This is a genomic window from Lentzea sp. NPDC092896, from assembly GCF_044754905.1.
Lineage (GTDB): Bacteria > Actinomycetota > Actinomycetes > Mycobacteriales > Pseudonocardiaceae > Lentzea.
This window is the reverse complement of record NZ_JBIVPX010000006.1, coordinates 370,958-383,207: the sequence shown is the minus strand read 5'-3', so window position 1 is coordinate 383,207 and position 12,250 is coordinate 370,958. Positions and strand designations below refer to the sequence as shown.

Annotated in this window: 17 protein-coding genes; 8 read left to right on the top strand and 9 right to left on the bottom strand. The window is 68.4% G+C overall.

The genetic code is table 11. The annotated features are described in order from the left end of the window. Nucleotides 1-90: 90 nt before the first annotated feature. Nucleotides 91-930: a PD-(D/E)XK nuclease family protein gene (locus tag ACIQF0_RS29745; protein ID WP_360037580.1), complete on the bottom strand. Its 840-nt coding sequence runs from the start codon at nucleotides 928-930 to the stop codon at nucleotides 91-93. A gap of 42 nt (nucleotides 931-972) precedes the next feature. Between ACIQF0_RS29745 and ACIQF0_RS29740 the strand changes: the two genes are divergently transcribed. Next, nucleotides 973-1,275 carry an ArsC/Spx/MgsR family protein gene (locus tag ACIQF0_RS29740; RefSeq protein ID WP_401034654.1) on the top strand — a complete coding sequence of 101 codons (303 nt, stop codon included), beginning with the start codon at nucleotides 973-975 and terminating at the stop codon, nucleotides 1,273-1,275. On the opposite strand, the gene ACIQF0_RS29735 is transcribed toward ACIQF0_RS29740, so the two are convergent. The 4 genes from ACIQF0_RS29735 to ACIQF0_RS29720 form a co-directional block, all read right to left on the bottom strand. After that, complete coding sequence (locus ACIQF0_RS29735) at nucleotides 1,272-1,886, bottom strand: MarC family protein (protein ID WP_401034653.1); 615 nt, start codon at nucleotides 1,884-1,886, stop codon at nucleotides 1,272-1,274. The two genes, ACIQF0_RS29740 and ACIQF0_RS29735, sit on opposite strands and share 4 nt — an antisense overlap. A 12-nt stretch (nucleotides 1,887-1,898) precedes the next feature. Continuing rightward, nucleotides 1,899-2,756, bottom strand: coding sequence for a PHP domain-containing protein (locus ACIQF0_RS29730; protein ID WP_396425138.1), 858 nt, complete (start codon nucleotides 2,754-2,756; stop codon nucleotides 1,899-1,901). Nucleotides 2,757-2,792: 36 nt separating this feature from the next. Then, on the bottom strand, nucleotides 2,793-3,353 hold the full coding sequence (locus ACIQF0_RS29725; protein ID WP_360037589.1) for a PH domain-containing protein: 561 nt from the start codon (nucleotides 3,351-3,353) through the stop codon (nucleotides 2,793-2,795). Nucleotides 3,354-3,440: 87 nt separating this feature from the next. Beyond that, entirely contained in the window at nucleotides 3,441-3,599 is a 159-nt protein-coding gene (locus ACIQF0_RS29720; RefSeq protein WP_169746024.1) for a hypothetical protein, read from the bottom strand. A 134-nt stretch (nucleotides 3,600-3,733) separates the two neighbouring features. Between ACIQF0_RS29720 and ACIQF0_RS29715 the strand changes: the two genes are divergently transcribed. Continuing rightward, nucleotides 3,734-4,153: an NUDIX hydrolase gene (locus tag ACIQF0_RS29715; protein WP_401034649.1), complete on the top strand. Its 420-nt coding sequence runs from the start codon at nucleotides 3,734-3,736 to the stop codon at nucleotides 4,151-4,153. A 28-nt stretch (nucleotides 4,154-4,181) separates the two neighbouring features. On the opposite strand, the gene ACIQF0_RS29710 is transcribed toward ACIQF0_RS29715, so the two are convergent. Both ACIQF0_RS29710 and ACIQF0_RS29705 read right to left on the bottom strand, forming a co-directional pair. Beyond that, the gene (locus ACIQF0_RS29710; protein WP_401034647.1) at nucleotides 4,182-5,177 is read right to left on the bottom strand and encodes a DUF2332 domain-containing protein; all 996 of its coding nucleotides are present in this window, start codon (nucleotides 5,175-5,177) and stop codon (nucleotides 4,182-4,184) included. 1 nt (nucleotide 5,178) lies between these two features. After that, complete coding sequence (locus tag ACIQF0_RS29705) at nucleotides 5,179-5,682, bottom strand: MaoC family dehydratase (RefSeq protein WP_093602356.1); 504 nt, start codon at nucleotides 5,680-5,682, stop codon at nucleotides 5,179-5,181. A gap of 286 nt (nucleotides 5,683-5,968) precedes the next feature. Between ACIQF0_RS29705 and corA the strand changes: the two genes are divergently transcribed. Further along, on the top strand, nucleotides 5,969-7,039 hold the full coding sequence (corA, locus tag ACIQF0_RS29700) for a magnesium/cobalt transporter CorA (RefSeq protein ID WP_360037599.1): 1,071 nt from the start codon (nucleotides 5,969-5,971) through the stop codon (nucleotides 7,037-7,039). Between the two features lie 139 nt (nucleotides 7,040-7,178). After that, entirely contained in the window at nucleotides 7,179-7,556 is a 378-nt protein-coding gene (locus ACIQF0_RS29695; protein WP_401034643.1) for a hypothetical protein, read from the top strand. Here ACIQF0_RS29695 and ACIQF0_RS29690 read toward each other — a convergent pair. Beyond that, nucleotides 7,540-8,619, bottom strand: a complete 1,080-nt coding sequence (locus tag ACIQF0_RS29690; RefSeq protein ID WP_401034640.1) for a DUF2332 domain-containing protein — start codon at nucleotides 8,617-8,619, stop codon at nucleotides 7,540-7,542. The genes ACIQF0_RS29695 and ACIQF0_RS29690 overlap by 17 nt on opposite strands. A gap of 65 nt (nucleotides 8,620-8,684) precedes the next feature. On the opposite strand from ACIQF0_RS29690, the gene ACIQF0_RS29685 reads away from it, so the two are divergent. Continuing rightward, on the top strand, nucleotides 8,685-9,356 hold the full coding sequence (locus ACIQF0_RS29685) for a metallophosphoesterase (RefSeq protein ID WP_401034638.1): 672 nt from the start codon (nucleotides 8,685-8,687) through the stop codon (nucleotides 9,354-9,356). Further along, a complete protein-coding gene (locus ACIQF0_RS29680; protein ID WP_401034636.1) occupies nucleotides 9,346-10,212 on the top strand; it encodes a chromosome partitioning protein ParB in 867 nt (288 codons plus the stop codon). The genes ACIQF0_RS29685 and ACIQF0_RS29680 overlap by 11 nt, the downstream gene beginning before the upstream one ends. Nucleotides 10,213-10,288: 76 nt before the next feature. Here the strand turns inward: ACIQF0_RS29680 and ACIQF0_RS29675 are convergent, their stop codons facing one another. After that, the gene (locus ACIQF0_RS29675; RefSeq protein WP_360037613.1) at nucleotides 10,289-11,281 is read right to left on the bottom strand and encodes a hypothetical protein; all 993 of its coding nucleotides are present in this window, start codon (nucleotides 11,279-11,281) and stop codon (nucleotides 10,289-10,291) included. A gap of 120 nt (nucleotides 11,282-11,401) precedes the next feature. On the opposite strand from ACIQF0_RS29675, the gene ACIQF0_RS29670 reads away from it, so the two are divergent. Both ACIQF0_RS29670 and ACIQF0_RS29665 read left to right on the top strand, forming a co-directional pair. Then, complete coding sequence (locus ACIQF0_RS29670; RefSeq protein WP_401034632.1) at nucleotides 11,402-11,704, top strand: ArsR/SmtB family transcription factor; 303 nt, start codon at nucleotides 11,402-11,404, stop codon at nucleotides 11,702-11,704. Then, the gene (locus ACIQF0_RS29665; protein WP_401034629.1) at nucleotides 11,701-12,207 is read left to right on the top strand and encodes an SRPBCC domain-containing protein; all 507 of its coding nucleotides are present in this window, start codon (nucleotides 11,701-11,703) and stop codon (nucleotides 12,205-12,207) included. The genes ACIQF0_RS29670 and ACIQF0_RS29665 overlap by 4 nt, the downstream gene beginning before the upstream one ends. Nucleotides 12,208-12,250 lie beyond the last annotated feature (43 nt).

Genomic DNA, 12,250 nt, shown 5'->3' with positions numbered 1-12,250 from the left:
GTTCCCGGCTATCCACAGGCTAGCCGACCACAAATAACCCCAGGTCACAAAGCCGCGCCCTGTGGACAACTCGCGATCATGCCCAGAGAGCTACGGCGCCAAGAGCGCCCACGGGTCCAGCGGGGGCGCCGCCTCCTGCCCCTCCGCACAGCTCCGCCGGAAGTCGCACCACTGGCACTGCCGCCCCGTCACCGGCGGGAACAGGACCTCCTTGTCGCCGCCGGCCTTCAGCGTCTCCGTGGCCAGGTCGATCTCGTCCGCGGCCTCCTCGGCGCGCCGGACGTGCCGGGCCAGCGACTCCTCCGTGTGCTCCCACTCCGCCACCGACCCCGACGGCAGGTGGTGCAGCTCGACGCGGCGGCACGGCTTGCGCAGCGTTCGGCGGGCCGCCAGCGCGTAGAGCGCCAGTGCCTGCGAGCCGCGCGCGTCGTCGGAGGTCAGGACGTGGCGGCCGGTCTTGTAGTCGACGATGACGAGTTCGCCGTCGCGGTAGTCGATGCGGTCGACCCGGCCCTCGGCCACGATGCGGTCGGTCGGCGACGACACCCAGCGCTCGACGCCGAGCGGTTCGAAGTCGACGTCGAGGGCGCTCACGTAGTCGTGGACCCAGCCCTGGGCGCGGGTGCGGTACTCGGCGGCCTGGTCGACGTCGCGGAAGCCCTCGGACTTCCACTGCCTGTTCAGCAGTGCCACGGCCTGGTCGGGGGTGCGGCGGTCGGGCGTCAGGTCGAAGAGTGCCTTCAGCGCGTTGTGCACGACGGCGCCGAGGGTGTTGTGCGCCCAGGCGCCGCCCCGAGGTGGCGAGGGACGGTCGAGGTACGTCATGCGGAAGCGGCGCGGGCAGCTCGTCCACGTCGAGAGCTTCGCGGGCGTGACGCGCACGAGCCGGCGTGGTGCCGCGGTGCCGAAGTCGAAGCCGAGTTGTTCCACCCCAACCAAGTTACTCAGCACCCCTGACAGAAAATGAACCGCATGGAGATCTGGCACAACCCGCGCTGCTCGAAGAGCCGCGCCGCCAAGCAACGCCTCGACGACAGCGGCGTCGACTACACCGAACGCCGCTACCTCGAAGACGTCCCGACCGCCGAAGAGCTGGACCACGTCCTCACACTGCTGAACAAACAACCCTGGGAGATCGCCCGCACCAAGGAAGCGGCCTACCCCAAGGACCTGGAGCACGACCGCGCGAAGTGGATCGCGCACATGGTCGCCAACCCGAGCCTGATCGAACGCCCGATCATCATCGACGGCCCGAAAGCCCACATCGAGCGCTAGACACCCGAAGCGATGAAGCCCGCGACCGACGACGCGACGAGCTGCACGGCGATCGCGGCCAGCAGCAGACCGGCGATCTTGGCCATCAGCAGGATCCCGCTCTCCTTGAACACCTTGATCAGCAGACCGGCGGACCGCAGCGTCCCCAGCAGCACGAGGTGCACGGCCACGATCGCCGCGGCCAGAGCGAGGTAAGAGCTCCACGCCCCGTCGGCCTGGCGCACGAACACGATCGTCGCGGCGATGGCGCCGGGTCCGGCCAGCAGCGGCGTTCCCAGCGGCACGAGGGCGATGTTCACGTCCTCGACCTCGGGGTGGTTGGTCGCGCCCTTGCCCGTCAGCAGGTCCAGCGCGATCAGCAACAGCAGCAGCCCGCCCGCGCCCTGCAGCGCGGGGATGCCGATGTGCATGTAGGCCAGGATCGAGTTGCCGGCCACGGCGAACAGCGTGATCACCAGGAACGACACCAGCACGCCCTGCCGCGCCGCCTGCTTGCGGGCCTCGCGGGACTTGCGCCCCACCAGGCCCAGGAACACCGGCACGGTCCCGGGCGGGTCCATGATCACCAGCAGGGTGATCGAGGCCTCGATGAAGAGCCGCAGGTTGAACACCGCAACACCGCCCTATCCGACGAGGATCTTGCCGCCTGTCGCCCTCTCGGCCAGAGCATCCAGCATCTCCGGCGCCGTCGTCTCCGCGCCGAGCCGGACCGTCTTGTTCGTGCCGTGGTAGTCACTCGACCCGGTGACGATGAGCCCCAGCGAGTCTGCCAGCGACCGCAACGACCGGCGCGTCTCGGGATCGTGGTCCGGGTGGTCCACCTCGACGCCGGCCAACCCGCACGAAGTCAGCGATCGCACCACGTCAGGCGCCACGACGGGGCCGCGGGAACGGGCGAAGGGGTGCGCGAGCACGGTGACGCCGCCGGCCTCGGTGATCATCTCGATCGCGCGCTCGACGGGCGTGTCGGTGCGGCCCACGTAGTACTGGCCGCCGGTCAGGAACGTCGCGAACGCCTCGTCGACCGACGACACCACCCCGGCGCGGATCAGCGCCTGGGCGAGGTGCGGGCGTCCGGCCGGCGCGTCGAACGGCAGGCGGGACATCAGGTCGACCGGGTCGATGGGGAAGCCGTCGGCCTGCATCATCTCGGCCATCTTCTGCAGCCGCTGCCGGCGCTCCTCGCGCAGGCGGGACTGCTCCTTCATCAACATGGCGTGCGTCGGGTCGTACAGGTACGCCAGCAGATGAACGGTGATGGTGCGGCCGTAGCCGTCCGGCGAGGAGCACGACAGCTCTGCTCCGCGCACGAGCCTGAGCCCGGGAGGCAACGCCGCGACGGCCTCTGCCCACCCGGCCGCCGTGTCGTGGTCCGTGATCGCCACCGCGTCGAGTCCCGCGAGGGACGCGGCCCTCACCAGGTCGGCGGGGCTGTCGGTGCCGTCGGACTCGGACGAATGGGTGTGCAGATCGATGACCACGTCGTCCAGTGTGGACGACGTGATGAACGACCGGTGTTACGGGACCATCTTCTTGCCGCGCGCCGCGCGCTGAGCCTTGATCATCGAGAACCGCTCGGCCTGGGCCTTCTTGTCGCCGAAGGTCAGCTCCGAGATGGCGTCGTAGACCTCTTCGGGGTTCGGCAGGAACTCCAGGCGGTTCAGCGCCTGGATCTGACCCGCCGACTCCACGATGAGCGTGCCGTAGCCGAACATGCGTCCGCCCACGGTGCGTTCGTAGGTGAGGTCGGTGACCTTGGTGATGGGCATCATCGCGACCTTGGTCTCGAAGACGCCCGACGTGAGCATGAAGCGCTTGTCGGTGACGACGATGCGCTCCACCCACCACTCGATGATGAAGTACGCGACGCGCAGCAACACGAGCAAAGCCCCGTACCACAGCACGTTCTGGATCACGCCCGCATCCGCCGGGAGCAGGTACGAGATCATCATGAAGCCGGCGAGCAGCGCCGCCGCCTCCAGGACGTCCCAGATCAGATAGGACCAGTGCCTGCGCACACGGATGACCCGACGCTCGCTCTGGAGCAGGTAGTCGTCCGGATCACGTGGTGCGAACATGCGCTACCAGCCCTTCCTGGTACCAGGCACTGCCCTGTCCATCCTGCTCCCCCGGCCGCCCAGATGGGTAGCCGGTTACCAGGAAGCCTAGAAGACGGAGCGCACGAAGGTGATCAGAGCCTCAGCCGCGGTCCGCAGCGAGTTGAGGATGTTCTGCACCAGTTGGGCCGCCTGCTGGGGCTCCGCGATGAGGAAGAAGAGCAGCAAGGCGATTCCAGCGAAAGTGAGAATCTTCTTCAAGTTCACGGTGTCCACCCCGTCCGCGTCGCACCCGTTTGGCGCCGTTCGTGACCGTTGTACAGCACGATTCAGCACCTTGGGAGATTTGTACCGCAGCCGGGGTAGCGAAGAGCACCGCCGTTCCGGTGTGACTACGCTTCGTGATCGTGACGGCCAGCAGCAAGCGCACCATCCGTTGCGTCGGAGCCATCGTTCATGACTCGAATGGGCGACTACTGCTCGTGCGACGCGCCAATCCGCCTGGTGAGGGCATGTGGTCGATACCGGGTGGGCGCGTGGAGCCAGATGAGACGGATGAGACTGCCGTGACCAGGGAGCTGCTCGAGGAGACAGGACTCTCCGTCACCGTCGGCCGCCTCGTCGGCCACGTGGAGCGACCGGCCCCGAATGGGGTTTATTCGATCTTCGACTACGAATGCCAGGTCACATCGGGTTTGCTCCGAGCGGGCGACGACGCATCGGATGTCGCTTGGGTCGACAGTGCGACCTTGGACACACTTCCGACCACATATGGGCTTGTGGAAGCGCTCTCCCAGTGGAACTGCCTGCCCAGGGCCTGATCAGGGTTCACGCGTTAGTGGCCCGCGCTCAGCGCCAAACGAGACGTTGCCCGTGGGCCTCGGTGGTCGCCAGAGTGGTCGTCTCCACGCCTGAGTCACGCACATGGATGAGCCGCAGCTCACCGGCCTCGTGCGCGGCCCACCAGACAGGCCGGCCCAAAGCGGACAACGCGGGCACGAGGTCCAGTCCGGACCCGCTGGAGATCACCACGAGCGGCGCGTCGATCGGCTCGACCGCCTTGGCGAGGTCCGTGAGCGGGTCGCCGGTCACCAGGCGCGGCGGGTTCTTGCGCAGCACCCCGCAGGCCACCCCGAACAGACGCAGCCGTTCCGGCTGGTCCGCCCACACACAGGCCTCCAGCCACGCGTAGGCGTCCTCGTCGGCCAGGTCGGCGGGCGCCACGCCGATGCCCGCCTTCGCGGCCACCTTGACCGTCTTGGGCAGCTTCGGCAGCGCCGCGCCCGGCGCGAGCTCCAGCGCGCAGTGCAGGCCCAGCGCGGCCTTGGCCGGCCCGGCGACGAGCTGACCGGCCTCGGCGGTCTGGTAGCGGTACGAGTACTGGTCGAGGCCGAGCAGCAGACCGGCGGTCGTCGCGACCTCCACGAGCCCGATCGGCCCGCCTGCCTGCTTCGCCGCGGCCACGACGGCCGGGTAGAGCAGGGCGGCGCGCTTCACCTCGTTGGTCTGGATCACCTGGGTGCTCACCAGTGCCCGCACGCGGTCGCCACGCTCCAGCACGAAGTCCCGGAACAGCGGCCAGGTGCTCTCGTCCGCGCCGTAGGTCCCGCCGAGCGACGGGTAGTAGTTCGAGAGCTGGTGGAACGGCTCGGCCTGCACCAGCCGGTGCGCCGCCGCCAGCAGGAGCTCGCCCGTGGCGTTGTCCTCGCTGGCGGCGGTCAGCAGGTCGGCGACCTCCGGATCGGCGGCCGCACGCGACGCGAGGTGCTCGTAGAGCGGCGAGGTCGCCGCTGCCTCCTCGGCGAACGCGCGCAGACGTTGCTGTGCCAGATCCAGAGAAGTCACTTCACTCCTTGGGTTCAGGGCGTCCCGGCTGCTCTCCACCGCGAGCGTCACCGTAGGACTGCTTCGGCACCATGACCTTGCGCCTGAAGACGCACACGACCGTGCCGTCCTGTTTGTAGCCACGAGTCTCCACGTAGACCACGCCCCTGTCGTCCTTCGACTTGGACGGCGTCTTGTCGAGCACCTCGGTCTCACCGTAGATCGTGTCACCGTGGAACGTGGGCTTCACGTGCCGCAGCGACTCGATCTCCAGGTTGGCGATCGCCTTGCCGGAGACGTCGGGCACGGACATGCCCAGCAGCAACGAGTAGATGTAGTTGCCGACGACGACGTTCTTGCCGAAGTCCGTCGTGTTCTCCGCGTAGTTCACGTCCATGTGGAGCGGGTGGTGATTCATGGTGAGCAGGCAGAACAGGTGGTCGTCGTACTCCGTCACCGTCTTGCCAGGCCAGTGCTTGTAGACCGCTCCGACCTCGAACTCCTCGTAGTACCGACCGAACTGCACCGCGCCTCCAACTACGTGTGATCGAGATCTGACTCAGGTGGGGAGACAGTCTTTACGCGGAGGGAGTACCCTCGGCAACCGGTGTGTGAGGATTTCCACCACCCGTGCCTTTCGCCCTTAGGAGGTGAGGACCCCGAAATGAGCAAGGACCCCCACCCTGCCAGTACCAAGCGCGTCCTCACCGAGGTGGCTTTCTAGATCCATCTAGAAGTTCCGTTCCACCGGTCAGGACGCCCGTCGTGCATCAGCACGTTCACGCCGGCGTGTGTACCTGGAGGAACCCACCATGCCCAGCCTGCCCTCGATCCGCGGACGCGGCGCCCAGCAGCGCCCTGCGCCGCACATCGCCGTGCCGTTGTCGCACTACGTGGTCGACTGCGCGGTGTACGTGGACGGCAAGCGCTTGCCCGGCCGCTGGACGCACACCGACGCCGTCAAAGAGGTGCGCAAGCGCAAGGACGGGTTCGTCTGGATCGGCCTGCACGAACCGGACGCCGAGCAGATCGAGGGCATCGCGGAGACGTTCGGGCTGCACGAGCTCGCGGTCGAGGACGCGGTGCACGCGCACCAGCGCCCGAAGCTGGAGCGCTACGACAACACGCTCTTCATGGTCTTCAAGACCGTCCGCTACGTGACCAACGAGCACCCGGACGCCGCCAACGAGATCGTCGAGTCCGGCGAGATCATGGTGTTCCTGGGCAAGGACTTCGTCATCACCGTGCGGCACGGCAACCACTCCGGCCTGTCGAAGTTGCGGCACGTGCTGGAGGCCGACCCGGAGCGGCTGGAGATCGGCCCGTCCGCGGTGATGCACGCGATCGCCGACCAGGTGGTCGACAACTACCTCGAGGTCACCGACCACATCGAGGACGACATCGACCGCATGGAGGAACGGGTCTTCGCGCCGCGCACCGAGGTGAGCGCGGAGCAGATCTACATGTTCAAGCGCGAGGTCGTGGAACTGCGCCGCGCGGTCATGCCGCTCGCGAACCCGTTGCGCCGCTTGGCGGAGGGCTACACGCCGCTCATCCCCGAGCAGGTGCGGGCGTTCTTCCGCGACGTCGACGACCACCTCACCGAGGTCTCCGAGCGCGTCACCGCGTTCGACGAACTGCTGACGACGCTGGTCGACGCGACGCTCGCGAAGATCACGTTGCAGCAGAACACCGACATGCGCAAGATCACCTCGTGGGTCGCGATCATCTCCGTGCCCACCATGGTCGTCGGTGTGTACGGCATGAACTTCGACTACATGCCCGAGCTGAAGTGGAAGTTCGGCTATCCGCTGATCATGAGTCTGGTCCTGATCGCCTGCCTGACGCTCTACCGAATACTGCGCCGAAATCGCTGGCTCTAGTCCCGGTTTCGCTCGTTTTGTTCGTGGTAGAAGGGCTTTGTCATGACCAGAATGCTCACCAACATCCGCTTCTGGATCCTCGCGTTCCTGCTCTGCTGGATCACCACCGTGTTCGTGCTCATCAGCGGAACGCCCTGACGTGTACGAGCGGCTGACGAACCTCAGGTTATGGCTGCTGGTGTTCCCGATCGGCTGGCTCGCGATGGTGTTCGTCTGCATCGCGGTCTGGCCGTCTCCGGGCACCGCGTCACCGGACGAACTCGCCTCCGAGGTGACGAACGCGTTGCGCGCACACGACTTCCACAAGCTGGAGCCGTTGCTGGCGGTCGGCGGCGAGGACGTCGCGAAGTCGACAGCGGACCAGTTCCAGACCGCACTGGTGGAGCGCGGTGTCTACCGCGACGGTGCCGTCGTCGTCGAGTACACGCACGACGGCACCCGCGCGGAGTTCCGGCTGCCCGTGGAGATGCAGGACGGCCGGTACGTGGTGAACCCGGTCGTCACTCCCAAGGGGTGACGACCCAGGTGAACGGCGTACCGTGGCCCGCGCCGTGGCCGAGGTTCAGCGAGATCCCGGCCGGCCAGAGCTTGAGCAGCAGTTCGAACCGGTAGTCGTCGTCCGTGCGGCGCGGCTCGAAGACCAGCAGTGCCAACGGTGACGTGGGTGTCGCCTTCGCGGCCGCGTCGGCCAGCACGGCCCTGCCCATCGCCCTGTCCGCTGGCGAGACGTACTGCCACACCACCGAATGCCACACGACGGTGAGCACGTCGCGTTCGGCACGGGCGAGCTGGTGCGCGAGCCATTCCGGGCCTGCCGACCGGTCGACCTTCACGGGATCCGTGGCGGCCAGTTCGAGCGCGTCCCGCAGGCGGTTCCACCTGCCGAGCTGATCGGCCCAGACGAACGAGCTCAGGTGCAGCCGTCCGTCCTCTGTGGACACGTCGACCGGGGTGAGGTCGCAGCCCGCCCTGCCGACGACGCGCAGTCGGTGGCTCGGGTCCGCCGGTGGCCTGCCGGTCCACTCCGGGTCGAGGACCAGCGGGCTGTCCGGGTCGCCGAGGACCGTGTCCGGAAGCTGGTAGCCGACGTGGTGCGGGCGCAGGTTGAGCCCGCCGCTCGCGCCGACCTCCAGCAGCCGCACGCAGAACGGCACCTGTCTGCCCGCCGCTCTCGCAGCCTCCTGTGCGGCGACCATCAGGCCGCCGTACAGGGGCGCGCTGCGGCCGGGTTCGTTGGTCTGCACGACCGTGGCCAGGACGCGGTGCCGCAGGGCGTCCGCGTGCTCGGTGAGGGCGGGCAGCGCGTCCTCCCACAGCGTCGGCAGGTTCGGCTGGCCGCCGACGGACGGGTAGTGCTTCGCGAGGGCCGGCGCACGCCCTTCGAGCACGAGCCGGTGGACGGCGCCCGCGAACCGCAGACCGGGCACGGTGCCCTCCCGGTCGCGTTCGGAACCCGCCATGATCTTCGTCGTGACGCCGCCGGCTCTGAGGTCGGCGGCGGCGTCGTTCAGGAGTCGCTGGGTCAGCGGACTGCGGTCGCGGCATCCGTGAGCGGCCGCGGCGAACAGCTCGGCAAGCACGACGTCCACGGTAATGGGAGCGCTGCCGGCCGTCATGTGGTGAAAGACCTGATTACGCTGCTGGAATGGCACGGATTCTGGCTGTCGCGGACGAGGTGGTCGAACAGCTGTGGACCGGCAAGGTGTTCCAGTACGCCGACGTGGACCTGATCGTCGCGGCGGGTGACCTGCCGTTCGACTACCTGGAACACCTGGCCAACGCGCTGGACAAGCCGCTGGTGTTCGTCCCCGGCAACCACGACGTCGACCTGTCGGGCTACTCGAACGTGCGCGGCCTGTGGACCAAGGCGGGCGTTCCGGTGCGCTGGCCAGGTCCAGCCGGTGCGGTGAACGCGGACGAACGCGTGGTCGACGTCGCCGGCCTGCGGATCGCCGGTCTCGGTGGTTCGATCCGCTACAACAAGGGCCCGAACCAGTGGACGGAACGGCAGCAGGCCCGCCGCGCCCGCCGGGTGTCCCGGCTGGCCGGGTGGCGCAGGCTGCGGGACGGACGTGGCGTGGACGTGCTGCTGACCCACTCACCGCCGTTGGACTGCGGCGACGAACCTGACGCGCCGCACCGCGGTTTCGAGTGTTTACGCGGACTTGTCTCGCGGTTGCAGCCGTCGTTCATGCTGCACGGCCACATTCATCCGCACGGCCATCCACGCCCGGACCGCTCGTTGGGCTCGACCCGCGTGATCAACGTGGTTCCGCAGAAGGTGCTGGACATCTCGGGAGGTCGCGATGAGACGTGACACCGGTTTCCCCGTGGCCGACGCGGAGAGCGACTTCCTGCGCGCCCGCCGGCGCCAGGTGATGTCGCGCCTCGCGACCTGGCTGCGCCGCGAACCAGACGACGTGAACATCATGCTGCCGTTCCACGAGGTCGTGGAGGCGCTGGGCATGGCGTCGGAGAAGCGCCTGGGCCTGCAGTCGATCCGGCTGGACTCGATCGTCGGCAGCGTCGACCGCACCCGCGACTTCGACCGCCGCTTCCGGCCGACCTCCGGCCGCGTCCGCGAGCGGTGGCAACGACTGGCCCTGGCCGCGCGCCGCGGCGAGAGCGTGCCGCCGATCGAGGTGTACCGGATCGGCGAGCTGCACTTCATCATCGACGGCCACCACCGCGTCTCGGTCGCGCACGCCCTCGGCCTGACCACGATCGACGCGTACGTGACGCAGGTGATCACGCGGATCAACTCCTCCGGCATCCGGTACCGCGGCGACCTGATCGTGAAGGACTACCGGCGCCTGTTCCTGGACCGCGTGCCGCTGGGCGGCGAGGCCCGTGCCGCCGTGGTGCTGTCCGACCCGTGGCACTACGCCCAGCTCGGCGAGCACGTCGAGGCGTGGGGGTTCCGGCTGATGCAGGACACGTGCCAGTTCCTGGACCGCGGCGAGGTCGCACGCCGCTGGTACGCCGACGAGTACAAGCCGGTCGTGGCGATGCTGCGGCAGGCCGACATGATCGGCGACCGGACCGAGACCGAGGCGTACATGTGGGTCGCGGCGGAGCGGTACCGACTCATCCGCACGCACCGATGGGACGCCGAGGTCATCAACGCCGTGCGCGAGGAAACCCGCACGCACGGCCGCACCGGCCGTGGCTAGCTGCCCGGCCCGAACCTCGCGGCCTCGTCGCCGCGAAAGTCCCGGCGCACCCGCGCGGCAATCCGCTCCGGCACGGTCACCGGGGTGCCACCCGCGGCCCCTCCGCGTCCGGCAGCGGCCGCGCCTGGTCCAGCACCTCGTCGGTGTACTTGTCGAGCAGCCGGGTGCCGATCTGTTGCGCGTACCCGAAGATGACCGCCCACAGCAGCAAAGCCGCCGCCGACGGGATGCCGATCAGCCCGCTCGTGACGCCCGCGCCCAGTGCCAGGATGCCGACCACCGCCAGCGCCGCCCCGAGCATGATCTTGATCAGTGCCTGGTAGCCGATCATCACGTACGGCGAGAGCGATGGCCGGCGGCGTAAGAGCAGCACCACCGAGGCCAGCACCGCGCCGAACGAGCCGAGCACCTGCACGAGCCACACGTCCACACCGGACGCCTTCGCCGTGCCGCCAGGACAGACGGTGGGCAGTGCGTTCTCCTTCGGGTCGACGCACAGCGGGATGATGCCCGGCTTCACGATGCCGACGACGCCGAGGACCGTGTTGATGACGAACAGCACCAGGGACGCGGCGATCAGCTTGTTGCGCAGCGCACGGGAACCCGCGTGCGCGAAGTCCGAGTTGTCGTAGGCGGCGCGCAGCGCGTCCACGACGATCGCGCGCTCGACCGCGGGCGTGAACTCCCCCGGCCGCAACGCTTCCAGGGCTCGGCGGCGCGGATCGTCGTCGTCCAGGTACTGCGCCACCCGCGCCTGCAGACCCGGCAGCCGTCCCAGGAACCCGCGCTCGGCCGAGATCGTCGCCACCTCGGCCTCGTGCAGGGCGCGCCAGGCGCGTTCGATGTGCCAGCCCGACCACCACGACGGCAGCATGCGCCACCACGGCTCGCGGCTGCCGAGCATCGCCTCGACCACGGCGGCCTGCGCCTCGGCGGTGCGACGCCACACGTCGCCCTCGGGATCGACCGGATCGGACGGGCCGAGCGCGGCCAGATCCGCGCGGACCCGGTCCAGCCGGGACTGCACGACGAGCCGCCAGTCGGTGACTCTGGGTTTACGTTCGGCCATGTCCCGATGGTGACAGGCGGCACCGACAATTTCCGCAGCCATCCGTGTGACGTGCACAAACGTCACCAGAACGCCTATATACACTTGCGCTTATATACGTTCTAGATTATAAAACTGCCTGTGGATGTCTTCGAGGCCGTGGCCGAACCGAACAGGCGGCACCTGATCAGCCTGCTGGCCGAACGCGAACGCACAGCGGGTGAACTCGTGGACAGCCTGCCGTCACTGACCCAGCCCGCCGTGTCCCGCCACCTGCGCGTGCTCAGAGAAGTCGGCCTGGTCGAGGTGCGCCCGGACGGCCAGCGCCGCATCTACGCGCTCAGACCAGACGGCCTGCAACGCATCGACGACTGGATCACCCCGTACCGCCGCTTCTGGCGCGACCACCTCGACGCACTTCGACAGCACCTGGAGAACGAATGACCGACCTCGGCACCATCACCGTCGAAGGCGCGCACGCCACCCTCACGTTCCACCGCAGGTTCCGCTTCCCGATCGACCGCGTCTGGGCGGCCATCACCGACGACGCCGAGCGCAAGGCGTGGTTCGGCGCGGGAACCGTTGACCCGCAAGGCGAAACGGTCGTCATCGAGCCAGAGGACCCGCCCGCGCCGATGGAGGCCAAGCGCGTCACGGGCCGCATCCTGACGTGGCAGCCGCCGGAGAACGGCCGTGCGGTCTTCGAACACGAGTGGCACCAGCGCATCGTGGAGGACAGCGTCGTGCGCTACGAGCTCACCGCGGACGGCGACGAGACCCTGCTCCAGTTCACCCATCGCGGACTGTCCGAACGCAACGCCAAGGGCTTCGCACCCGGCACGCACGCGTTCTTCGACCGCGCGGCAGCGTTCCTGCGCGACGAGACCCCGCCGAACTGGTCCGAGCGCTACGCCGAGGTCGCGCCGAGCTACCCGTCCTGGCGGTGAAACCGGGCAACGTACGAGTGCGCCCGTGCGAACTGCGCTATGG

What these genes read in the sequence shown, in the direction of transcription:
- ACIQF0_RS29740 (WP_401034654.1), top strand. Translation starts at nt 973, where the DNA reads ATGGAGATCTGGCACAACCCGCGCTGCTCGAAGAGCCGCGCCGCCAAG.
- ACIQF0_RS29725 (WP_360037589.1), bottom strand. Translation starts at nt 3,353, where the DNA reads ATGTTCGCACCACGTGATCCGGACGACTACCTGCTCCAGAGCGAGCGT.
- corA (WP_360037599.1), top strand. Translation starts at nt 5,969, where the DNA reads ATGCCCAGCCTGCCCTCGATCCGCGGACGCGGCGCCCAGCAGCGCCCT.
- ACIQF0_RS29685 (WP_401034638.1), top strand. Translation starts at nt 8,685, where the DNA reads ATGGCACGGATTCTGGCTGTCGCGGACGAGGTGGTCGAACAGCTGTGG.
- ACIQF0_RS29680 (WP_401034636.1), top strand. Translation starts at nt 9,346, where the DNA reads ATGAGACGTGACACCGGTTTCCCCGTGGCCGACGCGGAGAGCGACTTC.
- ACIQF0_RS29675 (WP_360037613.1), bottom strand. Translation starts at nt 11,281, where the DNA reads ATGGCCGAACGTAAACCCAGAGTCACCGACTGGCGGCTCGTCGTGCAG.
- ACIQF0_RS29665 (WP_401034629.1), top strand. Translation starts at nt 11,701, where the DNA reads ATGACCGACCTCGGCACCATCACCGTCGAAGGCGCGCACGCCACCCTC.